Annotated in this window: 20 protein-coding genes and 2 pseudogenes; 7 read left to right on the top strand and 15 right to left on the bottom strand. The window is 46.5% G+C overall.

What is annotated here, in order from left to right; translation table 11 throughout:
• Positions 1-126 precede the first annotated feature (126 nt).
• Positions 127-510 (bottom strand): hypothetical protein, encoded by a 384-nt coding sequence (locus tag PaeBR_RS01190; RefSeq protein ID WP_410513117.1) that lies wholly within the window; start codon positions 508-510, stop codon positions 127-129.
• A 230-nt stretch (positions 511-740) separates the two neighbouring features.
• Between PaeBR_RS01190 and PaeBR_RS01185 the strand changes: the two genes are divergently transcribed.
• On the top strand, positions 741-2,336 hold the full coding sequence (locus tag PaeBR_RS01185; RefSeq protein WP_410513116.1) for an IS1634 family transposase: 1,596 nt from the start codon (positions 741-743) through the stop codon (positions 2,334-2,336).
• A 200-nt stretch (positions 2,337-2,536) separates the two neighbouring features.
• On the opposite strand, the gene PaeBR_RS01180 is transcribed toward PaeBR_RS01185, so the two are convergent.
• The 7 genes from PaeBR_RS01180 to PaeBR_RS01150 form a co-directional block, all read right to left on the bottom strand.
• Positions 2,537-3,415: a tyrosine-type recombinase/integrase gene (locus PaeBR_RS01180; RefSeq protein WP_410513115.1), complete on the bottom strand. Its 879-nt coding sequence runs from the start codon at positions 3,413-3,415 to the stop codon at positions 2,537-2,539.
• Between the two features lie 27 nt (positions 3,416-3,442).
• Positions 3,443-5,542, bottom strand: coding sequence for a hypothetical protein (locus PaeBR_RS01175; protein ID WP_410513114.1), 2,100 nt, complete (start codon positions 5,540-5,542; stop codon positions 3,443-3,445).
• Positions 5,543-6,036: 494 nt separating this feature from the next.
• On the bottom strand, positions 6,037-6,129 hold the full coding sequence (locus tag PaeBR_RS01170; protein WP_410511530.1) for a putative holin-like toxin: 93 nt from the start codon (positions 6,127-6,129) through the stop codon (positions 6,037-6,039).
• Between the two features lie 333 nt (positions 6,130-6,462).
• Positions 6,463-6,768: a helix-turn-helix domain-containing protein gene (locus PaeBR_RS01165; protein ID WP_410515035.1), complete on the bottom strand. Its 306-nt coding sequence runs from the start codon at positions 6,766-6,768 to the stop codon at positions 6,463-6,465.
• Between the two features lie 461 nt (positions 6,769-7,229).
• Complete coding sequence (locus tag PaeBR_RS01160; protein ID WP_410513113.1) at positions 7,230-7,721, bottom strand: hypothetical protein; 492 nt, start codon at positions 7,719-7,721, stop codon at positions 7,230-7,232.
• Between the two features lie 190 nt (positions 7,722-7,911).
• The gene (gene ald / locus PaeBR_RS01155) at positions 7,912-9,045 is read right to left on the bottom strand and encodes an alanine dehydrogenase (protein ID WP_410513112.1); all 1,134 of its coding nucleotides are present in this window, start codon (positions 9,043-9,045) and stop codon (positions 7,912-7,914) included.
• Positions 9,046-9,559: 514 nt separating this feature from the next.
• Positions 9,560-10,786, bottom strand: a complete 1,227-nt coding sequence (locus PaeBR_RS01150; RefSeq protein ID WP_410515034.1) for a Zn-dependent hydrolase — start codon at positions 10,784-10,786, stop codon at positions 9,560-9,562.
• 327 nt (positions 10,787-11,113) lie between these two features.
• Here PaeBR_RS01150 and PaeBR_RS01145 point away from each other — a divergent pair.
• The 6 genes and pseudogenes from PaeBR_RS01145 to PaeBR_RS01120 all read left to right on the top strand — a co-directional run.
• Positions 11,114-11,500 (top strand): annotated as a pseudogene (locus PaeBR_RS01145) (iron-siderophore ABC transporter substrate-binding protein); the annotation flags it as partial.
• Between the two features lie 247 nt (positions 11,501-11,747).
• On the top strand, positions 11,748-12,383 hold the full coding sequence (udk, locus tag PaeBR_RS01140; protein ID WP_410513111.1) for a uridine kinase: 636 nt from the start codon (positions 11,748-11,750) through the stop codon (positions 12,381-12,383).
• Between the two features lie 104 nt (positions 12,384-12,487).
• Positions 12,488-12,712, top strand: a complete 225-nt coding sequence (gene tlp, locus PaeBR_RS01135) for a small acid-soluble spore protein Tlp (protein ID WP_410513110.1) — start codon at positions 12,488-12,490, stop codon at positions 12,710-12,712.
• 393 nt (positions 12,713-13,105) lie between these two features.
• Entirely contained in the window at positions 13,106-15,007 is a 1,902-nt protein-coding gene (locus tag PaeBR_RS01130; RefSeq protein WP_410513109.1) for a PrkA family serine protein kinase, read from the top strand.
• 47 nt (positions 15,008-15,054) lie between these two features.
• A complete protein-coding gene (gene yhbH / locus PaeBR_RS01125) occupies positions 15,055-16,251 on the top strand; it encodes a sporulation protein YhbH (protein ID WP_410513108.1) in 1,197 nt (398 codons plus the stop codon).
• Between the two features lie 59 nt (positions 16,252-16,310).
• A complete protein-coding gene (locus PaeBR_RS01120; RefSeq protein ID WP_410513107.1) occupies positions 16,311-17,555 on the top strand; it encodes a SpoVR family protein in 1,245 nt (414 codons plus the stop codon).
• Positions 17,556-17,986: 431 nt separating this feature from the next.
• Here the strand turns inward: PaeBR_RS01120 and PaeBR_RS01115 are convergent, their stop codons facing one another.
• The 7 genes and pseudogenes from PaeBR_RS01115 to PaeBR_RS01085 all read right to left on the bottom strand — a co-directional run bounded on the left by PaeBR_RS01115 (position 17,987) and on the right by PaeBR_RS01085 (position 24,707).
• Positions 17,987-18,826 carry a glycerophosphodiester phosphodiesterase gene (locus PaeBR_RS01115; RefSeq protein ID WP_410513106.1) on the bottom strand — a complete coding sequence of 280 codons (840 nt, stop codon included), beginning with the start codon at positions 18,824-18,826 and terminating at the stop codon, positions 17,987-17,989.
• A gap of 31 nt (positions 18,827-18,857) precedes the next feature.
• The gene (locus tag PaeBR_RS01110; protein WP_410513105.1) at positions 18,858-19,598 is read right to left on the bottom strand and encodes a glycerophosphodiester phosphodiesterase; all 741 of its coding nucleotides are present in this window, start codon (positions 19,596-19,598) and stop codon (positions 18,858-18,860) included.
• Positions 19,599-19,621: 23 nt separating this feature from the next.
• Positions 19,622-20,421 (bottom strand): annotated as a pseudogene (locus PaeBR_RS01105) (carbohydrate ABC transporter permease).
• A 135-nt stretch (positions 20,422-20,556) separates the two neighbouring features.
• On the bottom strand, positions 20,557-21,429 hold the full coding sequence (locus PaeBR_RS01100) for a carbohydrate ABC transporter permease (protein WP_410513104.1): 873 nt from the start codon (positions 21,427-21,429) through the stop codon (positions 20,557-20,559).
• The gene (locus PaeBR_RS01095; RefSeq protein ID WP_410513103.1) at positions 21,426-22,499 is read right to left on the bottom strand and encodes an ABC transporter ATP-binding protein; all 1,074 of its coding nucleotides are present in this window, start codon (positions 22,497-22,499) and stop codon (positions 21,426-21,428) included. Before PaeBR_RS01095 ends, PaeBR_RS01100 begins: the two co-directional genes overlap by 4 nt.
• A complete protein-coding gene (locus PaeBR_RS01090) occupies positions 22,453-23,382 on the bottom strand; it encodes an HAD family hydrolase (RefSeq protein WP_410513102.1) in 930 nt (309 codons plus the stop codon). The genes PaeBR_RS01095 and PaeBR_RS01090 overlap by 47 nt, the downstream gene beginning before the upstream one ends.
• Positions 23,382-24,707, bottom strand: coding sequence for an ABC transporter substrate-binding protein (locus tag PaeBR_RS01085; RefSeq protein ID WP_410513101.1), 1,326 nt, complete (start codon positions 24,705-24,707; stop codon positions 23,382-23,384). Before PaeBR_RS01085 ends, PaeBR_RS01090 begins: the two co-directional genes overlap by 1 nt.
• Between the last annotated feature and the right edge of the window lie 240 nt (positions 24,708-24,947).

Raw genomic sequence — 24,947 nt, 5'->3', positions numbered from 1 at the left:
ATGTGTCCGGTGAATTTTCTCCTCCGAAATGCCACTTCCGGACCAAGGGCCGAGCTTGTCTCGGACTGCAGCGTTGAATGCGATGTTATCAGAAGTCGGAGGCTTCATTGAAATACACACTAATTATCATTTTTTAATTGAATTTCTTCTTCCTTCAATACGCTCCCTTTCCTTAATAATTAATTCTATCGTTTTCAATTTAATAATTGAATTTCGATATTTATGATGATAAAAAAATACAAGTACTGCCATAACTATAGCAACGGTTAAGTAAAAAAGATTGGACTTTAATAAATCAACTACAAATATTTCTTTGAAAACACTGGCTGAAATAGTGAAAATAAACCCAATGAGTAAACCAACTAAACCAACTTGTTTCAAATCTTCGAAATTAGCCTCATAAAGTATCTTTAGTAGTTTCAGTTCATTTGTTTGTAATGAACGATGTTTATTATAGAGGTTTGTAATTTTACTTAAGGATTTATCATTTTTGTTTAGATTATTTTTCATTATATCCTCCGATTTCCGATAACGTTCTTGTATTCACGAACCCGAGAACCTTAAGGCTCCGAAGGAGCCGGCCGCGACCGCGGTTAGGTTCGCAGGGTTGTCCCCTGCATTCCCGCGAAATTATAACGAGGATTGTGCAGAAACCTTGAAACGACACGGTTTTTATCCGATATCTCTTGCCAATCTTCCCCATTCCACGTTATAATTATAACGTGGAATGGGGAGATCATATGCCGCTCATCTATCTGAAAAATAAGAAAAACGGGATTACATACGTCTATGAGTCCGAGAACTACTGGGACAAAACGAAGCAACAATCACGCAGCCGTCGTACTTGCATTGGCAAGATGGACCCGATAACGGGCGAATTCATTCCGTCCAAGCGCTTGGCTGCGCCAGAGCATACCGTGAAGCGCGGCCCACTTCCCGTGGCAGAGACGAAGCGCTTATACGCCGGCGCGACCTATTTGCTCAGCGCCATCGGTGAGAAGTTGGAGATTACAGCAGACTTAAAGCAATGCTTTCCGGATCATTATAAGCAGCTCCTGTCCATCGCTTTTTTTCTCATTCTGGAGGACCACAATCCGTTGCAGCGATTTTCGAAATGGGCCTTGACTCACCGCCATCCTTACCGCAAGGATATTCCTTCACAACGCAGCAGCGATTTTTTTGCTTCGATCACAGAAGAAGCCAGGGAGCGTTTTTTTCGGCTGCAGGGCAGGCGCCGCGCGGAAAAAGAGTATTGGGCTTACGATACGACCACCCTATCCAGCTACTCGGAAAGCTTGAAACAGGTCAAATACGGAAAAAACAAGGAACATGATCCACTTCCGCAAATGAATCTAGCCCTTCTCTTTGGCGAGCAGTCCAATTTGCCGTTTTACTACCGCAAGTTGCCAGGAAACATTTCGGATGTGCAGACCCTTAAGAATCTGCTTGCCGATATGGACTTCTTTTCCTACAAAAAGATCAAGCTGGTCATGGATCGCGGCTTCTACAGTGAAGCGAACATCAATGCCATGTATCAGCATCATTTGAAATTTCTCATTGGCGTGAAAGTGACGCTCAAATACGTGCAAGCCGAGCTGGAGACGGCCAAGCCGCAGCTTCAAAAAAGGGAGAACTTCCATCCCGATTACAATTTGTATGCACACTCGGCTACGATCACTTGGAAGTATTCACAGACGCGGCCTTATAAAGGCGATGTCATCGAAGGGGAACGCCGCGCTTATTTGCACCTGTATTTCAACAAAGAGAAGGAAGCCGAAGACGCCAATAAATTGAACCGACTGCTTACAAAGCTGAAAACAGAACTGGAGAGTGGAAAACGCGAGCCTGCTCATGAAAAAGTTTATGTCAAGTACTTTGAAATCACGTCTACGCCTAAACGGGGCATCTCCATCAAACCAAAGCAGGAGGCAATAGATGCCGCTGCCAAGAACTACGGATATTTCGCACTGCTTAGCAATGAGATCAAAGACCCGATTGAAGCGCTCGCCGTGTATCGCAACAAGGATGTGATTGAAAAAGCCTTTGGAAACTTGAAAGAACGCTTGAATTTCCGTCGCATGGAGGTTTCCTCCGAACGAAGTCTGGATGGAAAACTGTTTGTAGAGTTCATCGCACTCATCTATTTATCCTATATTAAGAAAGTGATGCAGGAGAAACAACTATTCCGGCGCTATACGATGCAGGAACTGCTCGATGAACTCGATGTGATCGAGTGTTATGAACGTCCCGGACACGATCTGCAATTCGGCGAGATCACCAAACGCCAGATTGAACTTTACGATGCGCTGGGAGTTCCTTCGCCTACCTCGTTATAATTTGACCGGGAATTTAGGTTGCTAGTCTTGCGGATGTTTCATATAACGTTCTTGTGTTCCCGACGTCTCACCGCCCTAAGGGTCCGTAGGATCCGGGTCCGCTTGCGGACTTGGGCGGTGCAGATATGTCTGCTGAATACTCTTCCTCGGAATTCCTCTTGCAGACCTAGGGGCGTATGCCCCGCAGTGGGAACACGGTGTTAGGTGATGTTATCTTCTTCGAATAGTCCTTCAAGAATATTTATTTGTTTCTTTACTATTTCTTCTTCATTTATATCGATATGCTTCTCAATAGTATTTAACGATTCTAGTGTAAGGCGACTTACTGAAAGCACATCATTACCTTTATTTAGTACGTATTTAATAAATGTGTTTGAATATTGGGTAGGTGTAAACTCATGGTTTGTTATTTGTTTTGATAAATTTTTGATCTTATCGCTGATATAGTTTTCGTTTAATTTAAACACTTTGTCATATGGTCTTATTATAGGCATTAATTTTCGATATTCTTTAATGAGATTGGTTAGTTCAATATTCAAAGGAACATATCTTACATGCGAACCCATATCAAAATGAAGAGAGTAATATTGATTCCCAGTACTTATTTGATAATTTGTTAGATTGGCAATATACTGTCTGCTTAATCCGGTGTACATAAAAAAACCTACAAGTAATCGGTCTTCAATTGGAATTTTTATATCTTTTGTGAACCCTATCAATTTTTCAATTGATGCTTTATCAATATATTTTCTTACTTTCGATTTTACTAATGGTTTTATTACACCTTTCATAATTTCATTTGGAATAAAATTCCCAATATAGGCGAAAGAAAAGAATCCTTTAAAAGCATAAAAATAATTTAATTTCTCATTATTAGTAAACTTCAAGGAATTAATAAATGTATTAAGATCATGAAAATTCAATGCATTCATAGGTCTTGCTTTATTATGATCAAGTGATAAATAATCATGGAAAAATCTATTTAATCTTGTTTGATAAAAAACCTTTGACTTATTATCAGAAATGGTCTCCAAATAATTTTTTAAGATCTCGTTTGCTTCTTCGATATACTGATACATATTTATTCCTCCGTTTTTAAGATAATTTCACCTAACGTTCTTGTATTCACGAACCCTCACTGGCTTAAGGGGCGTTAGCCCCGGTCCGACGGACTTAGCCAGTGCAGGGTTGTCTGCTGATCCACTTCCCCGAAATACCTCTGCAGACCAAGGGCCGTAAGGCTCGCAGCGTGAATACGGTGTTGTGATGTTGGGGCCATCCTCGACTAATCTACTACAAAATTCGTCGTTTATCTTTATTATCGTTATGATAAACAATCTTAAAAATATATAATAATTCTGAGTATGTATCTGTTCATCATCTGTGGAAAAAGGTTGCAAATGACTGTATCTATTCCTCAGGTCTAGCCCATTGTTAAATTGTGATTTATTTAGTAAATAATTTATATAAGCTTGTTCCGGTCTGGAAAAAAGAGGACTTTCAAATTCCAAAACATTCCTATCTTTTAATTCATTCATAACAACTCTTTCGTCATATGAGTACTTCCAGTAGGCTACCACATCATTCATATATAAATCATAAAGTATGAAGGCGAGGGCATTATCATAAAAAACAACTGCCCCCGCATCGTCAACTGTCAAATAATTATGCTCAATAAGCCATTTAACTTTCTGAACATTATATTCTGGGAAATCACTTATTTTTGGTTTCTCATTGCACAATAAATCAAAAAAACTATCATATGTTTTCTTTGTCTCGTCAATATATCCAAGGCCACTTTGATCTGAAAAAAGTAAGAAGATAACTGTGCTAAACTCCTCGCCAATACCGTAAACATATTTGTTATCAATAAATGAGGGAATGTTTTTATAGATTAAGTGTTCAGAACGAATTTCAAGAAGTTCAAAATCGATTTGACCTTCTTCTACGTAAATAATAAATTGTTTGAGAACTGATTCTAACGCTGGCATTACATTGGTACATTTCTCAAGGAAAGTTGAATTTACTGACGGCATAGTAACTCTAAATTTAGAGGTATCAAATTCATCAGAAAGATACTCCACAAAAAACCATTCAATAATTTCCTCCAACCTAATGCCATTACTGAAGAGCTGATTATAATAGCCTGCCATTTGAAGTAACGAAAAGATATTCTTATGTTCAAAAGCAAATCCTTTAACATACGCATTCTGCGATGAGGTTATCAAAAATCGCTCAAAAACCCCCATTTCACTTGTTTTATTAACAAATGTACACCTCATTTGTAAGTCAACGTATTCAAATAAATAAATGAAGTTATTAAGTAAAGTTGCATACTCAACATTATCCTCGATCCATTTAGAACTATATGTTGCAGTTGTAGATAGACCCTCATTGTGTAACGAGACTATCTCTTCTTGGTACCTTGAAAATATAACGCTCGTTTCTATCCTCATCCCTGTGTTATCTTTAAAAAACTGTCTTTCCTGTTCTTCGACTTTTCTTTTCGATTTCAGTAAGATTTTTGGAGAAATTTCGAGCTTATCCTTATTGCTCTGAATATTTGTAATAAGCCGTAAATAATTTAGGTTGGGATCATCGCTATCAATATAATTAGAAATTATAATCTCCTTATCCTCTTTACTTAATTCTTTCGGTAAATGTATTTCTTCTGTATGTCTAATATGTTTTATTTCATATTTATCTAAGAGTATTTTGGCAGAAGAGCTTTCACTTAGCATATACTCCTTGATTATCTTACCGTAATGTTCAGTTATATTTTTACACTTTAATAATTGATATAGCTGCACATTTGACGAAAAGAGAAGTTCTCGAAACTTATGTTCAGAAACATTCTCATACGTCTTGAACTTATCAATCAGTTCCCAAAAATCTAACTTGTAGTAATAAATAATCTCATCATAGATACTTATAATATTCTCGTCGTTAATTGTCTTTACATATCTCGCTACTATCCCAAAAAAGTTTCTAATAAGCTTTTCAAACCGATCGATACTTTCTGGTGTCCAGTCCGTTAAATATAATTTATTGTCAAAATATTTTTTAACATTGTATAGTTCAATTATATCGTTAAAATCATTAGCCACTTTTATTCCAGTTTCATATTCTTTAATGAGTTTCTCACTGTTTATAAGATTCCGTCCACACATTAAATCGTTCGGTGAGTAAAATTTCACTCTTTCCATAATTCTTCTCCTTTATAAAATATGTTCATGTATGATTTTTAATTTCTCGCCCCAATGTCACATAACGTTGTTGTGTTCCCGACGCCTCACCACCTTAAAGCCCATAGGGCTGGCCGCGATGCGGTTAGGTGGTGCAGGTGTGTCTGCTGAATTATCTTCCTCGAAACCCCTCTTGCAGACCAAGGATCGCTTGCAATCCGCAGTGGGAACACGGTGTTATATGATGGGGATGCCTTCTTCGAGTTACTCACAATATTGTCTTATCGTCTCTAATACATCTTTAAATGATTTTATGTCTTAAGTGTCTTTTGAGTATTCCTTTCATTTAACTTGCTTTTGATTTGAAGCAATTATTTGAATGTGGTATCATATTATTAAGAAAGACCAAGTGCTGGTAACACTTGGTCGATACAATTGGCTTGGATGGTTTATTCCCCTTCTAAGTTCGTAGGCAATAAAAACCCACCTTCGGCGAGCAACCTTGGGGTGGGTTTTTACTTTCTCTTGTTGTTATTAATATACGTTAAAAGAGCAAGGATAAACATTCCAAAGAGGAACATAATCGTCAATGCATCTTTTACTTCCATGGCTTCACCCCCTTTCGAAGGGAAACCATGCCCACCCAAGATTCAATTGTATCTATATTTTACCTTTTATCCCTTAACCGCACAAGCGTTCTTATTAGTCTTTTAGTTTTAATAAGATCTTTATAGATTTGTATCCCTTTCATATAACGTCTTATTCCCGTACTTCGCAAATCCCTCATGAATATCCTTGAAAACGAAAAAACTCTATAGGAATCATTATACTATACTACAATATAATAGGATGTTAATTGTCCTTAAAAAACATAAAGAAGCCACTAAACCCGGAGGTTAGTGGCTGAGTTCATCTTCCCTATAAATCTACCACAAGAGCTACTACTCCCGCCCCTCCCCAAACCACTGATTCAGTTGCCCGGTCTCCTCGGTCAATATATCCAAATAGATTGACGTCCGGTAATCCGTATCCTTCAGGCTTTTGCCCGTGATCTCGGCGATCCGGTTCAATCGGTACATCAGTGTGTTGGTGTGGATATGCAGAAACGCTGCGGATTCCTTCAGGTTGCTGCTCAGCGATAAATAGACGGCTACTGTTTTGAGAAAATCACTTTTATGTTCACGGTCATGCTCCTTCAGAGGATACAGCAAGGGACTTTTGCGGGTATGGCTGCGCTTATGCTCCATGATTGTGGGCAGATAAGCCCAAAAGCCCATTTCCTCATACAGCCGCAAGTCCCGGGTATGGAAGGGCAGCAGTTTTTTGAGCTCAAGGATGGAGACGGCCTCCCGGTACGCACTGGCTGCTGCGCTGTACTCCCGGTAATTGAGACTGCAGCCTGCGGCCAGCAGACAGTTCTCGCTCTTCGCTATGTCTTTCATAAACTTATGCATAAATGATGAAAGGGCGTCGGTCCCTTCAACCGGATAAATAAATGAGAATAAAATAATGAGCCGATTATGCTCAGCTGTCAGCAACAACAGACGGAGTCCGGAATAGGGCGCCATAGTGTGCCGAAAGCGGAGGATAAAAGGATCATCGATCTCCTTGTTACTCTCAAACACCCCGATATAATAGCTCTCCGGCAAAAGAATCGACCACGCCTCGGCATCCTGCTTGATCGCAGGCTCCGTTCCGTAGTGCGAGGTCAGCAGCTTCCAGAAAAAATCTTCCTGTGTCTTCTCCTGCTTCGATTTCCAGCCCGCTGCTTCAATAAATACCGACCCGCAATACCTGCGGCCTTCTCGACGATACTCTCGGCATGTCCTTCTGTCAGATTCCCCGTGTCCACTACCCATATATAACCGAGAATCTCTTTTTGATGCTTGATGCACATAGCGAGCCGGGGACCGAGCCCCACCTCCATGACGGCTGGAATCCGAATAGGGTGTGCATTGTTCTCCAGCTGCTGCATGACACCTTTTTTACGGAGGCCAATGATTACATGGTTAGGCACGCGCTTGCCGATGATGGTGGAGATTCTTGCGGGATCACTTTCAAACTGATGCGAGCTGTACCCAATCACATGGTGGTTGCTGTCCTCAATGGTTACCTGTGACTGAAGCGATTCACTAATGGTGTCCGCCAAGGATTCCATGCTGTCAAAAAAACGATCAAATGATGGATCTGAACCTGTCATTTCAATGTCCCACCCCAACCTGAAGAATAGCCGAATCTGTATTATAGAGTGATTTTATTATAGTACGACTTATCCCAAGCTGACTATATGACATGAAAAAAGAACAGCCGATGAATACCATCAGACTGTCCCCCAGTAATCCCTCATATTCTCTTTGTTTCTCTTCTCTTGGATTCTTTTATCTATATATTTAGATTAGGGTAAATTCCAGCTCTAATGCTTGCTCTACACTGTAGTAATCTTCCCCAAGAGCTTCTGCAACGGCTTCGCAAGTAATCTTGCCATTAGCCACGTTAACACCGCTTTTCAGTCCTGCGTTATCTTCGATAGCTTTAACTACACCCTTATTCGCAATTTGCAGCGCATAAGGAATGGTGACATTCGTTAATGCGATGGTGGATGTTTTGGCAACCGCACCCGGCATATTCGCTACCGAATAGTGCAGTACGCCGAATTTCTCGAATACCGGATTGTCATGTGTAGTCACTCTGTCGATGGTTTCCACGATACCGCCTTGATCAATAGCTACATCGACAATAACGGAACCCGGCTTCATCGTCTTCACCATTTCCTCGGTAACCAGCTTAGGAGCTTTTGCGCCCGGAATGAGAACTGCGCCCACCAGCAAGTCCGCTTCAGCAACAGCTTTAGCAATGTTGAACGGATTGGAAATCAAAGTGGTGATCTGTGCGCCGAAAATATCATCCAGCTGGCGAAGTCTCTCTGCACTTAAATCTACAATCGTAACCTGGGCACCCAGACCGATCGCCATTTTTGCCGCATTGGTTCCAACCACACCGCCGCCGATGATGCTGACCTTGCCTCTGCTCACACCTGGAACGCCGGAGAGAAGAATTCCTTGACCGCCATGGTTCTTTTGCAGAAATTGTGCGCCCAGTTGAACGGACATGCGTCCTGCCACTTCACTCATTGGTGTGAGTAGCGGCAAAGTGCGGCCATCCACTACGGTTTCGTAAGCAATGGCAGTCACACCATGCTGCTGCAGCGCAGCCGCCAGAGCCGGCTCGGGAGCAAGATGTAAATAAGTGAACAGGATCAGGCCTGGACGGAAATACTCATATTCGCTTTCCAGCGGTTCTTTTACTTTGATGACCATTTCGGATGCGCTCCAAAGTGCTCCTGCATCGGCGATCAGCTTGGCTCCAGCCTGCTCATATTCCTCATTCAGAAATCCGCTTCCCAGACCCGCGCCAGTCTCAACCAACACCTCATGTCCTGCTTTAAGAAGTGTAACTACACCAGCTGGTGTAATGCCGACACGATTTTCGTTATTTTTAATTTCTTTAGGAACTCCAATAATCATCTTTAATCTCTCCTGTCTTGTGTGAATCTCTTATGTAATGAATCATAACATAGGAAACGGATTTTCAATTTGGTGAAAAAGAAAAACTTTATCTGTCATGATTGTGTTTTTACACAATGAATAGAGAAAAGTATGTTTCGGTGACTGTCCGTAACTACGGAGAATGTTTGGACTTTCGGTCGCTGTTGTCCCCAGATTTCCTCAATTGTACCGCTGCTCGCGGTTGAAATCCGGGGACAGCATATGCTTTCGAAGCGAGCTTTCCTGCGGAAAGCTTTCGGGCGAACGCTGTCGCTCCTACAGTTCCAAACTTCTCCTTCGTTACTTTTCACCTGTACATTTTAAAAAAGACAAACAACCCGCTCAGTGAGCGGGTTGTCGGCAGGACAGAAGCTGCACAGCATTTCTGTGCGCAAAGGTGACATCAAGTTCTTGTCAAGGCAAGTGGAGGTATGTTTAGTATCACAAACATAACATCAATAATCGGTCCGGTATCTACCTTTCTGCATCTTCCCTAAGTAGATAAAAAAGATAAAACCGTTTCGAGCAGGATATTGACGCCTTTTTCACAGTCCTCATAAGAGGTGAGCTCTTCCTCACAATGGCTTTTCCCCTTTACGCTGGGTACAAACACCATTGCGGACGGGAGAAAACCGGCCACGAACTGGGCATCATGTCCCGCGCCGCTGGCCATTTTTTTATTGGAATATCCTAATGATTCCGTTGCTTTCTCTACCGCTTCACAGATCTTTGGATCGAACCAGACGGTATCACGGCCCCAGAGCTTTGTTGACATTACTTCACAATCTCCTTGCAGCGCCGGTAAGCCTTGGATAATCGCTTCGACTTCACGAACCACATCCATGTCTTTATGTCTGGCTTCCACGGTGAAAATAACCTTATTGGGGATAACGGTATGAATGTTCGGGAGGACGTTCATCCGGCCCATCGTGTAGACGAGTTCGGAATCCAGCTCCCCGAGCTTGCTGCGAAGCTCTGTGATCAGATCGGTTGCAGCGAACAAGGCATCCTTGCGCATCCCCATCGGAGTCGTACCCGCATGATCGGATTCACCGGTAACCTCAATCTCATAACAGGCCATGCCGACCACACAATCGACCAAACCAATCGAAAGATTTTCCCTCTCCAGAACAGGCCCCTGCTCAATATGAAGCTCCAGATACGCAGCAGCCTCTTTGATCCGATTGGCAGCATCGCCGGCATAGCCGCTGGCTTCAAGAGCTTCTTGAAACGTCACGCCCTCCGGGTCCTTTTTACTCAGCATCACTGCCTTATCGAATTTCCCCGCCAGGACACCGGATGCCATCATCGAAGGCTCGAAGCGGGCTCCCTCTTCGTTGGTAAAGTTCATCACCGTGACCGGTATTTGCGGCGTAATTCCCTGGTCCTTCAGAGTCCTCACAATCTCAAGTCCGGCGATAACCCCAAGCACCCCATCGAAGCGGCCGCCTTTTTTCACCGTATCCATATGCGACCCAATGACAATAGGAGGTTTCGCCTGCACACCCGCAAGCGTCGAATACATCGTTCCCATATCATCCATTTTGACTGTCATCCCCAGCTCTTCACAGCAGGAACGAAAATAATCCCGAACCTTGATATCCTCTTCGGACAACGATAACCGAGTCACGCCATTCTTGTCCGTACGCCCAAAATCCGCAAAGGTTTCGATGGTATTCTTCAACCGCTCGCCGTTCACGGTTAATTTTTTCAACTGCATCACATCATCTCCGTTCGAACAACTAGGAATGAACTGCTTTCTATATATGTTATACCAATCCTGAATATTTTCATTTTACACATTGTAATAATTATTTTTTGGAATGGTTCACTTTATGTTACAAAAGAGGCACAAATCCATGTTCTTCGAACTATAAATGTTGAGCTTGAAATTTTACATTTAAGGAGAGGGTCGTAACTACGGGGAATGTTTGGACTTTCGGCCGCTGCCCATCCTCAGATGTTCTGGATTAGTGCAGTTGCTGCGGTGAACTTGCCATGCCTCTGGACTGTTGGGCGGCCCGGGCAGCTCGAAGTCTGCTGTTAGACGGTATCCGTCATTCGTTTTATGGATGGAAAAACACGTGTTTACCACACTAACACTTTTTCAGGAATTATATTTGAGCAAATCGGCGTCGCCCGTACAGAAATGACGAAGAATGCAAAAGATACCTTCGTCGACGAAATTACGAAAGAGCGCCTGCCGGAAGCGGATGCTGACCGCATATTCTACTTTACGTATGAGACCGGCGATGGTAAAGCGAACCAAACGGAGCAGGAATGGACAAACGATCCACTTTGGAAAAATCTGAGCGCTGTAAAGAATGGGCAGACCTATAAAGTCAGTGATGCCATTTGGAACACTGCCGGTGGCATCAAAGCGGCAAATCTGATGCTTGATGAATTGTACGAGCTATACGAGATTAAACAATAAACTAATTGGAGCCTGCCATCCGTCTTTTCCATATCTTCGATTCCTGGGTAAAATCCCGCTGCCCGCCAGAATAGCCCTATCTCTTCAGCCCTTTCCGGTTGCACCCTATCCGTAGAGCAATCTAATATGGACCCATTTCGAAAAATATTATGCTTCGAAGGGCCGAGCTGACGTGTAAAAACGTGATGGCTGTGCTACAATATTGAAATTGCAAAGGCAGTCATTTAGGGAGGGTTATTGAATTACCATGCTTATTATTGGTATCGCCGGTGGCACCGGCTCCGGCAAAACAACGGTTGCACGTTCCGTAATTGACCGTCTTGGATCGGGTAAAGTAACTTTCATATCTCAGGATAATTACTATAAGGACCATTCGCATCTCAGCTTGGACGAGCGGGGGGCGATCAATTATGATCATCCGTTCGCTTTTGACAACGAGCTGTTAATTGAGAATCTCAAGTGTCTAAAAGAAGGCCGTCCTGCCCATGCGCCGGTCTATGATTTCACCGTACATGCCCGCTCCACTGTGAATACAGTTGAATTAGAGCCGAATAATATCGTTATTATCGAAGGGCTTCATGTGCTTTCCGACGAAAAGCTCCGGGAGCTGCTGGACATCAAGGTATTCGTCGACACCGACCCCGATGTGCGCATACTCCGCCGGGTACTCCGGGACATTGAAGAACGCGGCCGCACCATTCAGTCAATCCACCACCAATATTTGACTACGGTTAAGCCCATGCACGAGGCGTTCATTGAGCCCTCCAAGAAATACGCCGATCTGATCCTGCCTGAAGGTGGACAGAATGCCGTGGGTATTGAACTCCTCACCGTGTTGACCGAGAAATATTTGACGGGCGACCAAAAGTGGGCCGAGGCTTAAGGGAAATAAATAGGCAGACTTGCATAAAACCGCCCTGTACCGATCAAACTACCTGTTAGCGTTCCAATGAGCGCATTAAATGACCCAGGGGGCGACAAGCTAAAATGGCTAAACCGGACAATCGGGCAGATAATGTTGAGCATTTGCAGCAAAGTATTCAGAATACGATTCAAAACCTGCGTGAAGGCGAAGATTATCTAAACGAATTCTCCTCTGAAATCAGCAGCGAGGAACGCAATCAAATCGAAGAAAAGAATGATCGCCGCAGAGAAAGCATTCGAGGTTTCCGCGAGGAAGTCAAGGATGAAGCAGCACATTCCCAGGAGTAGATAATAAACACGGTGACCACCCCCCTACTAATAAGGGAAAGGTCGCCGTGTTTTTTATTGCAGGTTTTCAGCTTGCTGATATTACCGGAACAGTTAGGTTTTTGGCATTACTCAATTATTGTAAGGTTATCTCCCGCAAGTAACAATATATTTGGTAATTTATATGGTTTTTTTCGCTAAATAAGCTTATCCCCGGTAATTTCCATCATACAATGACATTTTTGTTGTCGAATGATGATAGAAACTATGCTAAAATTTAAATATAAATAAATAAAATAAAATCTAAGAATGTCTTCGCTGCTCTGTCAATCGTTTGATGTGTTGCCGACCGTATGGCTTAAACCGGTTACCTCGCACCTATTATGATTTACATTAAAAAGGGAGGCGGTAAGCATGACGTTCTTGGATAAACTGTTAACCTATCGCGATAAGGAGAATGATCTGTTCTGGGAAGGTTCCTTTCTCGATTATCTGAAACTCGTCAAAGAGAACCCGCGGATCGCCGGAACCGCTCACGAACTGGTTTACCGGATGATCGAGTTGGCTGGCGTCAATGAGCTCGGGGACGGTCGGCGGGAATACACATTTTTCAGCGGAACGCTGTTCGGCCTTGAGGATTCGATTCAGCTTCTGGTTGAGGAGTATTTCCGGCCGGCGGCCCAGCGTCTGGATGTCCGCAAGCGCCTCCTACTGCTGATGGGTCCCGTCAGCGGCGGCAAGTCGACGCTTGTCACGCTGCTGAAGAACGGACTGGAGTCGTTCACACGCACACCCGAAGGCGCCCAGTATGCCATCAAAGGCTGCCCGATGCAAGAAGAACCTCTACACCTCATTCCCCGCGAACTGCGCGAGGAATTTCGCAAGGAGTACGGTGTCCATATCGAAGGCGACCTCTGCCCGGTTTGCCGGATGCGGCTGGAGAATGATTACGCGGGCCGAATGGAGGACATGCCTGTCGTGCGGGTACTGTTCTCGGAAAGCGATCGTACGGGAATCGGAACCTTTGCGCCTTCGGACCCCAAATCGCAGGATATTGCCGATCTAACCGGCAGCATTGATTTTTCAACAATCACCCAGTACGGTTCCGAATCCGACCCGCGCGCTTACCGGTTCGACGGCGAACTGAACAAGGCCAACCGTGGCCTGATGGAATTTCAGGAAATTCTGAAATGCGACGAGAAGTTTCTGTGGAATCTGCTGTCGCTGACGCAGGAAGGCAATTTCAAAGCGGGACGCTTTGCCCTCATCTCCGCCGATGAACTGATCATAGCCCATACCAACGAAACCGAATACCGCGCTTTTATCTCCAACAAGAAGAATGAAGCCCTCCATTCCCGCATGATTGTCATGCGCATTCCCTATAATCTGAAATCCGGCCAGGAAGAACGAATATACCGCAAACTGGTCGATGCTTCGGGGCTGAACAACCAGGTGCACCTGGCTCCGGGCGCGCTCTGGACCGCTTCCGTATTTACCGTATTGTCCCGTCTGAAAGAACCTAAGAAATCCGGAATCGATCTCATCAAAAAAATGTACATTTACGACGGCATCGAAGTCGATGGCGTAAAGAGCGGCGATATGGACGAACTGCGCAGGGAGCATCCCGATGAAGGCATGTCCGGCGTTGATCCCCGTTACGTCATCAACCGCATTTCCAGCGCACTGATCAAAGGCGGCAAATCGTGCATCAATGCCCTGGATGTGCTCCGCTCGCTAAAGGAAGGACTCGACCAGCATCCTTCCATTTCCAAGGAAGAACGCGACCGGTTGCTGAACCTGATTACACTGGCCCGCAAGGAATACGACCACAAAGCCAGGACTGAAGTGCAGCGCGCTTTCGTCTACTCCTTCGAAGAATCCGCCCACACCATGCTGAACAACTACCTTGATAATGTCGAAGCCTATTGCAGCGGCCAGAAAATGAAGGACCCGATCACCTCGGAGGAAGGCGCCCCCGACGAAAAGCTGATGCGTTCGATTGAAGAGCAAATCGGGGTGACCGAAAATCAAAAACGGGCATTCCGCGAGGAAATCCTGATTAAAATATCGTCGTTTGCGCGGCGCGGCCGGCAGTTCGAGTACACTTCGCATGAGCCGCTGAAGGATGCCATCGAGAAAAAGCTGTTCGCCGATCTGAAAGATGTCATTAAAATTACAACCTCAACGCTCAATCCGGACGAGAATCAGCTCAAGCGCATGAACGAAGTCTCGCGGCGACTGATCGACCATCACGGCTACTGCGCCATATGCGCCAACGAGCTGATGAAATACGTCGGCAGTCTGTTAAATCGGTAACGGCATACACGAAGTCAGACTTCTAGTAAAACCGGGAGGTGGTCGACATGGACAAGCGATTGTTCGTGATCGAGCGCGACGACTGGTCGCTGCACCGCAAGGGAGAGATCGACCAAGAGCGTCATAAGCGCAAAGTAAAAGAAGCCATTCGGCACAATCTCGCCGATCTTGTCAGCGAAGAGTCGATCATTATGCCCCAGGGCGACAAAATAATCAAGGTTCCTGTCCGCAGTCTGGACGAGCCAAAATTCCGCTACGATTCCAAGGGCGAGCCGCAGGTCGGCCAGGGTCAGGGCGGCACGCAGGTTGGCGATGTCATCGGCCAAGCGGGTTCGGACGGATCGGACGGTGCGGGACGCGGAGGACATGAAGCTGGCGATCAGCCGGGCACCGATTATTACGAGGCAGAGCTGACGATCGATGAGCTGGCTGACCTCGTATTCGAGGATCTGAAGCTGCCGAGGCTGAAACCGAAAGCAGCACCAGACATGACCATTGAAGACATCCGGTTTGACGATGTCCGCAAACAGGGCATGATGTCAAACGTCGACAAGCGGCGCACGTTGTTCGAGGCGATCAAGCGCCAGGCGCTCGGCGGCGTTCCGTCCGGTGAAACGCAGCCGGACCCCGTTTCGGGACCTGTCCTCGGCCCAATTATCGGCGACGACATGAGGTACAAAACCTGGGAGGATATCCGAAAGCCGCAATCCTCGGCCGTCGTGCTAGCCATGATGGATACGTCAGGTTCCATGGGCAGCTTCGAAAAATATGTCGCCCGCAGCTTTTACTTCTGGATGGTGCGTTTCCTGCGGACTAAATACGAGAACGTACAAATCCGGTTTCTGTCACACTGCACGGAGGCAAAGGAGGTCGACGAGGAATCCTTCTTTCGGAAAGGGGAGAGCGGCGGCACGAAATGCTCTTCCGTGTATGAGCTGGCACTGCGCATTATGGATGCTGATTATCCTCCGGATCTATATAATGTCTACGCGTTTCATTTTTCGGACGGAGACAACCTCGATAGTGACAATATGTTGACTGTCCGCCTCGCCAGCGGATTGCTCGAACGCGTTAATATGCTCGGCTATGGCGAGATCCGGCAGTACAGCACTTACGGAAGCAAGCAGCTTTGGGAGGCCATGTCTGGCCTCGCTCCTCCTTCCTTTATCAGGGCAATCCTGAAGGAGAAGGAAGACGTGTTTAAGACACTTAAAGCGTTTTTCGGAGACGAGATTGAAAGCTAGAGAGATTGGGCATACCCGAACCAGGACGACAATCTCTTAGGGAAGGTGGGAGAAGCCTCATGATGGATAAAGAGGCGGAGCAATTGGAGCAGGCGGTAGAGTGTCTGACGGAGATGGCGCTGAAGTACGGGCTTGATTTTTTCCCGATGCGCTATCAGGTGTGCCCGTCCGAAGTGTTGTATTCCATCGGGGCTTATGGCATGCCTACCCGGTTCTCACATTGGAGCTTCGGCAAATCCTATCAGCGCATGAAAGCGGAGTACGATCATGGATTGAGCAGAATATATGAGTTGGTTATTAATTCAGACCCATGCTACGCATTCCTGCTGGACAGCAACACGCTGTTGCAAAACAAGCTGATCGTGGCACATGTGCTGGGACACAGCGATTTCTTCAAAAACAACGCCATGTTTGAGGGTACTGACCGGAATATGGTCGATCGGATGGCCATATTCGCCGAGCGGATTGAAGGGTTCGGGCAGGAATACGGTGCCGATGAGGTGGAGAAATTTCTCGACGCAGGGATCGCCATCCAGGAGCATGTCGATCCGTTTGTCCGTTTCGGGCGGCCCGGAGGTTTCCGGGAGATTGACGGCGGGGTGAAGGATGTCATCGGCTATATCGCGGCGGAGAGCCGGTATCTGGAAGAATGGCAGCGGGAAATTCTGCATATGCTCCGTGCCGAGATGCTGTACTTCTGGCCTCAGCTCGAGACGAAGATTATGAACGAGGGCTGGGCCAGCTACTGGCACTTGAAGCTGGTCCGGGAACTGGACTTAAGCGGTTCGGAAATTGTTGAATTCGCCAAAATGAACGCCGGTGTGGTTCAGCCCTCCCCCGGGCGGATCAATCCGTATTATCTCGGCCTCATGATGCTGCGGCATATTGAGAAGAAGGAAGGGCCTGAGGCGTTGTTTGAAATCCGGGAGACGGAATCGGATGTGTCGTTTATCCGCAACTATCTGACCCGCGAACTGACGGAAGAGATGGACTTGTTCGTCTATAAGCTGGAGGATCAGAGGTATAAGGTTACTGACAAAAATGTGGAGGAAATCAAAGAAAATTTGATTCGCTCGCGGACTAATGGCGGATTCCCTTACCTTACGGTCAAGGACGACGACCTGCATGGCCGGGGCGAGCTGCTGCTCGACAACCGTTATGAAGGGCTGGAACTGGACCGGAAATACGTGGAACGCACCTTGCCGCTGGTACACCGGCTGTGGGGCCGGACGGTGAACCTGAGGACCATAGTCGATGGCAAGGAAAAGACTTATGTGTACGACGGCAAGGAACTGACCGGGTAACGCGCCGGTTCGGCAGCGATTACGAAACTCGCAGAGGAGCAAGAAGGTAAGATAATTGCATATTGTACAGCTATATGGAGACATAGTGGCTATTGCCTGGACTTTAGTTGTACTTTGTACAGTTAACAAGCGGCTTAACACGGTTTTCAGCCCAATCCCGCAGATATAACTGCACAGAATACAATTATACTGTCGCTTACGGCAGAATGGGCTGTTTTAATTGTATAAAGTACACTTACATGCAACGCATGCGATGGGCTATTCGTGTGTATCTCATTAGCATTAGCTGTAGTAAATTTATTCCCATTCATACCGCCCAATCAATACTGATTTTAAGGTTCAGTCAGACTTTGGTCAGAAACCTTGGCCACGTTGCTCCAGTAACGCGATCTTTAACATAAACAATTCTTCAAAATTTTCGGTTTTTCTCCTCAACCCGGATAATCCGTTATAATTCCATCCACTCTCAGCTTTTTCATTCGTTTCATATCCCGATCATTCCGTATCGTCCAAGCCATTACCTCGCGGTTACGATCATGGATTTCCCGGATGATTTCCTTATCAAGCAGATCATGGCTATAGTTAATGTAAGACGCGTAAGAAGCGAGCTGATCCATGGTCTCTTCCGATAATGGATGCTGATCAGGGTGGATAAGGACGGCAACAGGAATGCCGGGCAGCATGGAATGAATACGACGCACCGATTCGAAATCGAAGGATTGAATGATAATACCGCCTGTGATGCCCACATTACCTGTAACATCTTGGAGCAGTTGGTACTGACGCACAATATCAGCCAGCTTCTTTTCAATCCCTGGGTAGAGAGGCGGATCTTTGATTTCTATGAGAATGCCAATCCTTCCTGCAAAACGGTCCATCACTTCTTGAAGCGACACTATGGTTTCGTCCGAATAGTCAGCACCAAAGTAGCTCCCCACATCCATCCCTTGAAGCTCTCGCAACGTATAATTGTGTACATAACCTGTAAACTTCGTCGTTCTGTCCACCATCTTGTCGTGGATGACGACAAGCTCTCCGTCCCTGCTCATCCGCACATCGAGTTCGATGAAGTCGGCGCCGAGCCGCTCTGCCAGCTCGAAGGAGGCCATCGTATTCTCGGGGGCGTAACCGGATGCCCCGCGATGCGCGATGATCATAGAGCTCTTAGTCTTAGCGGGAATAGAAGCAGATACGGTTAATGCCGCACAGCATAAGGTTAACAGTAACAATCCGATCTTGTGCCAAACCATGAATGCTTTTCGGCTGGTCATCGCTCCACCTCCTTCTGGCATAACCGCTGACTTAGGATGTTATGCTATCTTGCCTTACAATCCGGAGCACACGGTCCGGATGATTCGTCGTAATTCGCATATCGGGATATTCTTCTATGATGCCGGCAAGAATGTCTGGATCGTCTACCGTCCATACACCCATATCCATCCCATGCCCGGTCATCTCATTCACCAGAGCAGGGGTAACGAAGCCATAATGCATAGACACGCTCGTGGCACCCGTGTAACGTAGCTGCTCCACCAGCAGTGTCGGCTTGCCCAGAAAGATCAGCCCCGTCCGAATGGAGGGATCGATCTCGTGCGCCCGCTTCATGGAATCATGATCGAAGGAAGAGAGCACGACCATCTCCTTCATACCGTGGCGATCAATAATCGCGATTACTTCCTCTTCGATTCCTTTGTACTCATCCCCCATCACCTTAAGCTCTACATGCAGCTTGCAGCGTCCCTTTGCGAGCTGCAGCACTTCCTCCAGAGTCGGAATCCGCTCTGCCGCGAATTGCGGATCGAACCAACTGCCCGCATCCAATTGGCGCAATTCTTCTAAGGTATAAGCCTTTACCGGTCCTCTGCCGCTGGTCGTCCGATCCAGCATATGATCGTGAATGACGACAGGGATTCCGTCCTTGGATAGATGCACATCCAGTTCAATGATTGCAATATCCGAATTCGTCAAAGCCAGCTTGAAAGCCGCGATTGTATTCTCGGGAGCTTCCCCGGACCATCCGCGGTGGGCAACGATTGTAATCATAGTCTCTCAGTCCTTCCGTTTTTTTATTTCACGCCGTTATATACGAATGCTTTAATAATTTGACGCTGCGACAGGAAGAATACGACCAGAATCGGAGCTACCAAAATCAGGTTCCCGGCCATCAGTATATTCCATGTCGCGACGCCTTCCACTTCTCTGATCTTGGCGATACCGAGAGGCAGCGTTCTCGCCGCTTCGTTCGTCGTCATGACGAGCGGCCAGAAGTAATCGTTCCAATGGGCAATGAAGCTGAACAAGGCAAAGGTAACGAGCACCGGCTTCACCATCGGCACCATGATCTTTAGGATGATCTTCCACTCAGCTGCCTGATCGAGTCTCGCTGCCTCAAGCAATTCATCCGAGATTTGCATAAATGCTTGCCGTAGCAGGAAGATGCCGAAGGCGCTCGACGCAAAGGGAAGAATGAGTCCGAGATGCGTGTTTAGCAGTTTGAAGGCGCTTAGCTCCAGGTAGACCGGAAGAAAGATTAATTGGGCAGGGATCATCAATGTCACCATGACAATACCGAACAGAAAGTTCGAGCCTTTGAACGTGTATCGGGCAAAAGCATAGGAGGCGGGAATGATCGTCAACATCTGAAAAACTAGTATGCTAACCGAGATAATCACACTGTTCACGAAATACCTCAGGAACGGTCCCGTGTTCCAAGCTTCGGTGTAATTTTGCCAAACCGGATTGTTCGGTATCCACACTGGCGGAAATATCATCGTTTCCGGAGCGTCTTCAGAGAAGTGGAAATCATCCATATGAATGGCAAGGCGAAGACCAGAACTAGAACGAGCAGGCCGATCACATTTAACATACGGAGTACAACCCATAACACTTTTCGTAAAATGGTTAGTGTACTGCGTGTCCCCGTCCATTTGTTCTCGGCTGGCTTCCCGATAGGGGTGCCGTCAATCGTATGGTTTGCAGCTTTCATGAACTTCACCCCTTTCTAGCGATAATGAACACGATTAGATAGTAATTTGAAGTAAATCATCGTTAATATCCCTACAATAACGAGCAGGATGACGCCGGCAGCAGAGGCATAACCGATCTTAAAGAAACGGAAGCCGTATTCGTAAATATAATACACCAGCGTGTTGGTCGAATTGATTGGGCCTCCCTGGGTCATAATCGCAATGGTCTCAAATACTTGGAACGACCCGATCATATTGATGATCACGAGGAAAAAAAGGGTCGGCGACAACATCGGCAGGATCAGCTTCGTGAAGGTAGTCCATGCCTTGGAACGGTCCAGGGAAGCCGCTTCGTAAATGTCGGGCGGGATGCTCTGCAAACCCGCGATAAAGACAAGAGCGTTATAGCCGAGCCCTTTCCATACCGCTACCAAGACCAGCGAGATCAGCGAGGTGCTCGGATGCGACAGCCACTGCAGCTTGCCGAAGCCTGCGAGGCCAATCACCCAGTTCAGCAGTCCGTATTCGGGATCCATCAGCCAACTCCACAGCAGAGAGATGGATACAAGGGAAATAATATGCGGGCTGAAGATAGCACCTTGCACGAAGCCGTGGAAGATGCTCTTCTTGTTCAGCCACAGTGCAAGCATCAAAGCGATCCCAGTCGTTAACGTCACCGTCAAAACCGTATAAATCGTCGTATTCGAGAGCACCTGCCGGAAGTCCGGTTCCATTAAAAGATCTTTGAAATTCTGGAACCCGACGTATGTCTTGGTCGGGCTGATAAAGTTCCAGTCGAATATACTTAAATAAATCATGTAAAAGATCGGATAAATAAAAAACAGGGAAAAAATAATTATAGCCGGGGCAACCATCCCGTAAGGGCGAAGCTTTTCCCATACTGTCATGTGATCCCTCCAGCTACAACAAGGCGTTTTGTGTTTATCTCAATTCCTCGCAGCCTTTCCCCGCTCAGCCCGAAATAATACAGATATTCATACGGAATTGTAACTTTGACGCGATCGGAGGTCACTAAGGCTGTAAGGAACGTTTTGATAAAGAAAATGCCCGCCCGCGACTGGATCTGATAAATATTTTCCGCTCCCAGACTTTCACGGGTTAGAATCTCCCCTTCTATAGCGTAACCTTCGGTTTCCGCACTTGCGTTAATGATAGCTTGCTCAGGACGGAATCCTACATAGCCGATGCTGCCGCCCTTCTGAATATCCAGGCCTTGTACATCCTTTCTATTTATCATGTTCATGGCCGGAGTCCCGATAAACTCTGCGGTGAACAGATTAGCCGGATCGTGATAAAGTTTCATCGGAGAGTCCGCTTGTTGAATGATCCCCTTGTTCATCACTACGATCTCGTCGCCCATAGACATGGCTTCTACCTGATCATGCGTCACATAAACAAAGGTGGTTCCCAGCCGCTTGTGAAGCTGAATCAGCTCCGTTCTCATCTGGTTGCGCAGCTTGGCGTCCAGATTGGACAAAGGCTCATCGAGGATGAACACCTTCGGCTTCTTCACCATCGCCCGCGCGAGGGCAACCCGTTGACGCTGTCCGCCGGACAAGCTCTGCGGCTTCTTATTCAGATACGAAGTCAACCCCACAATCTCCGAAATGTCCTTCACCAGCTTCTCGCGTTCGTCTCTTGGAACGCCTCTATTCTTGAGGCCGAACTCGATATTACCGCGAACGGTCATGGTTGGATACAGAGCATAGTTCTGAAAAACCATAGCCACGTCACGCAGCCCGGGCGGCGTATCGTTCACGCATTTGTCATCGATCCATATTTCTCCGCTGGTCTGCTTCTCAAGTCCGGCTACCATTCGTAATGTCGTTGATTTGCCGCAGCCTGAAGGTCCGACGAGAACCGTGAACGAACCGTCCTTGATCGTTAGATTCAAATCCTCAATTACGGTTTCATCTTTGAATTTCTTGCTTATATGCTTCAGCTCGATCTTCGCCATCCGATATTGTCCTCCTTGTAATGGATTCCTGAATCGCACGCATGAGCTGCTCCAGCTCATCCAGTGTCTTCAGCCGCAGGTCCCATACTTCAGGATCGCAGCTCGGGTACGGGGAAATAAAGCAGGTCCTGCCGCCCATTCGCTTGACAGGATGCAGATCATTCCACGGGTTATCGCCAATCGACAAAATTTCATGAGCCTCATAGCCCTGCTTGAGTAGAATCTCGAAATAACTATGCAAACCCAGGGGCTTCTCCGCGCCGCAAAACACATCTTCGAACAAGTGTCGAATGTTCATGTAATGGAGGAATTCCATACCGGATTCCAAATACGTATTCGTCATGAGGATTTTTTTGTCCACGGCAGTAAGCTCTTCAATCGCTTGAAATACGTCGCTGCGCAACCTGAAATGATTAGGTGCGAGAATCATCTCCTTACGCACCCGTTCAAAAGCCGATTGCTGCTTCCCCTCAGGCAGCTTATATTTGTGACGGACGATTGCCGCAATCCCCCATGGATCGCCGATATGGATTAAATAAGGAGCCTGGGATGACAATGACCCATAGGCTATGGCACGCTCATTGATGGCGGACCCTTCCCATGTAAATCCTTGAATGAAGCTTTCCTCCTGCCGCACCAACACCAAGTTATCCTGCGTATGATAGAAATGGCCGAATTGGAAGGGATGCTCCCCCCTCAAAATGGCTCTTCCCGCGCTGATGGCAGCCTCGGTCTCCCCCTCATGCTCCGTGCCCTGTAGCAAATAACGTATATAGCGTTCCATGAATGTGTCTTCCTGGTAGAGCGTGCCATCCATATCGAAAATAATAACTTTAATCGCCGCCAGCCAGTTCTCGTTGTGCATATCCCCGTATCCTCTCATTATTTGCCAAGTAATTTGTTCGCCTTCTCCGCCGCTTGGTTGAGCGCGTCCTGCGGGGACGTTTTCGGATCAAGAATTGCTTTCTGGATCGATTCCTTCAGGATTTCGGCAACTTCCGGATAAGCATTCTCCATCGGACGCGGTCTCGCATATTCCAACTGGTCCACGGCCACCTTAAACTGCGGATACTGTTTAAAATGCGCCTTTAGCTCTTCGCTTTCCAAGGCAGACAGACGGGTCGGCAAGTAACCAACATACTTGTGCTGGTAGATCGTATTTTCTTTGGTCGTCATCCACTTGATGAATTCCCAAGCTGCTTCTTTCTCTCCATCGCTGCTCTTCGACGTCATCACAAGCTGCGCGCCGCCGGTCGGAACGCCGTAGCTGACGTTAGCAGGCATAAACGCCGTTTCTAATTCAAAACCGTTGCCTTTTGCAATTTCCATGCTTCCTGTTACGCCGGCAGTGGAGCCGAACTTGAAGGCCGACATTTGATTCGCCCAGTCTTTATCCGCGGTAGCTCCCGCTTCATCGCCTACGGGCATTTTGATGAGTCCTTCGCTGGACATTTTCTTCCAGAACTCTACCGGCGCAACACCTTCAGGGGAATTGAATGCAGCCGATTTGCCGTCATCGCTCAGTATTTGACCGCCGCTTTGGGCAACCAGACCTTCGTAGAACCAGATATCGACAGGCACTGTCATGCCGACTTTTCCCTTCTCCTTCAAAACGCGAGAATACTGTTCCAGCTCATCCCATGTCTTCGGACCTTTCGGATCCAGGCCGGCGTCTTTTAGCATCGTGATATTTTTGTACAAAATCGGGGTGCTACGCATGAATGGAAGACCAAACAGCTTGTCGTCCACATAGGCGTTCCCCATTAAGCCGGGATTGAAATCTTCAAGCTGCAGCTGATCTTTATCTCTCTCTGCATAAGCCGTTAGCTCTTGCAGCATACCCGAGCGGGCAAACACTCCGGTTGATGCGATTTCAAGGTCGGTTACTGCAGGAGCATCACCCGCTGCGAATGCCGCCTGCACTTTAGCATGAAGATCGCCATAGTCACCTTGATGCTCTGCTATAACTTCAATTTTGTCCTGTGATTCGTTGAATTCTTTGACCATGTTTTGTTTCGCTTCCTCGATCTTCTCTCCAAAAGCGTACCAGTATTTAATGACGACCTTCTTGGACGGTGCAGATTCCGCCCCCGCTTTAGCGCCGCTGTTCGTATTGCCGGTGCTAACATTCGTGCTGTTCGTTCCGCAAGACGCCAATACCATTACCATTAAAATCGCAAGCGAGAGTGCAGTAAGCTTCTTAACCATTGTCCAATCCTCCACCTTTTCTTTGTTTAGAATAGGTTAGCAGCAAAAAAAGAAACCTTAATCCTGCCGGGGACATTAACGTCCACAGCGGATAAGGTTTCTCCAGTGCTCCAACCGATTGCTATTTACTTGTCATAATGAATACTACAGGACAACTATTAAGACTGTATTATCTGATTGCAAAGATTATATAAACTTACCCGATGTCGGCAGAATTATACGATATACCTGACTTGCTTC

The organism is Paenibacillus sp. BR2-3 (genome assembly GCF_046529485.1).
Classification (GTDB): Bacteria; Bacillota; Bacilli; order Paenibacillales; family Paenibacillaceae; genus Paenibacillus_AQ.
This window is presented reverse-complemented; position numbering and strand designations above follow the sequence as displayed.

Excerpts from the sequence above, each read along its gene's own strand:
- PaeBR_RS01190 (WP_410513117.1), bottom strand. The coding sequence starts at position 510 with ATGAAAAATAATCTAAACAAAAATGATAAATCCTTAAGTAAAATTACA.
- PaeBR_RS01185 (WP_410513116.1), top strand. The coding sequence starts at position 741 with ATGCCGCTCATCTATCTGAAAAATAAGAAAAACGGGATTACATACGTC.
- PaeBR_RS01180 (WP_410513115.1), bottom strand. The coding sequence starts at position 3,415 with ATGTATCAGTATATCGAAGAAGCAAACGAGATCTTAAAAAATTATTTG.
- PaeBR_RS01175 (WP_410513114.1), bottom strand. The coding sequence starts at position 5,542 with ATGGAAAGAGTGAAATTTTACTCACCGAACGATTTAATGTGTGGACGG.
- PaeBR_RS01170 (WP_410511530.1), bottom strand. The coding sequence starts at position 6,129 with ATGGAAGTAAAAGATGCATTGACGATTATGTTCCTCTTTGGAATGTTT.
- PaeBR_RS01165 (WP_410515035.1), bottom strand. The coding sequence starts at position 6,768 with ATGGAGCATAAGCGCAGCCATACCCGCAAAAGTCCCTTGCTGTATCCT.
- PaeBR_RS01160 (WP_410513113.1), bottom strand. The coding sequence starts at position 7,721 with ATGACAGGTTCAGATCCATCATTTGATCGTTTTTTTGACAGCATGGAA.
- ald (WP_410513112.1), bottom strand. The coding sequence starts at position 9,045 with ATGATTATTGGAGTTCCTAAAGAAATTAAAAATAACGAAAATCGTGTC.
- PaeBR_RS01150 (WP_410515034.1), bottom strand. The coding sequence starts at position 10,786 with ATGCAGTTGAAAAAATTAACCGTGAACGGCGAGCGGTTGAAGAATACC.
- udk (WP_410513111.1), top strand. The coding sequence starts at position 11,748 with ATGCTTATTATTGGTATCGCCGGTGGCACCGGCTCCGGCAAAACAACG.
- tlp (WP_410513110.1), top strand. The coding sequence starts at position 12,488 with ATGGCTAAACCGGACAATCGGGCAGATAATGTTGAGCATTTGCAGCAA.
- PaeBR_RS01130 (WP_410513109.1), top strand. The coding sequence starts at position 13,106 with ATGACGTTCTTGGATAAACTGTTAACCTATCGCGATAAGGAGAATGAT.
- yhbH (WP_410513108.1), top strand. The coding sequence starts at position 15,055 with ATGGACAAGCGATTGTTCGTGATCGAGCGCGACGACTGGTCGCTGCAC.
- PaeBR_RS01120 (WP_410513107.1), top strand. The coding sequence starts at position 16,311 with ATGATGGATAAAGAGGCGGAGCAATTGGAGCAGGCGGTAGAGTGTCTG.
- PaeBR_RS01115 (WP_410513106.1), bottom strand. The coding sequence starts at position 18,826 with ATGACCAGCCGAAAAGCATTCATGGTTTGGCACAAGATCGGATTGTTA.
- PaeBR_RS01110 (WP_410513105.1), bottom strand. The coding sequence starts at position 19,598 with ATGATTACAATCGTTGCCCACCGCGGATGGTCCGGGGAAGCTCCCGAG.
- PaeBR_RS01100 (WP_410513104.1), bottom strand. The coding sequence starts at position 21,429 with ATGACAGTATGGGAAAAGCTTCGCCCTTACGGGATGGTTGCCCCGGCT.
- PaeBR_RS01095 (WP_410513103.1), bottom strand. The coding sequence starts at position 22,499 with ATGGCGAAGATCGAGCTGAAGCATATAAGCAAGAAATTCAAAGATGAA.
- PaeBR_RS01090 (WP_410513102.1), bottom strand. The coding sequence starts at position 23,382 with ATGAGAGGATACGGGGATATGCACAACGAGAACTGGCTGGCGGCGATT.
- PaeBR_RS01085 (WP_410513101.1), bottom strand. The coding sequence starts at position 24,707 with ATGGTTAAGAAGCTTACTGCACTCTCGCTTGCGATTTTAATGGTAATG.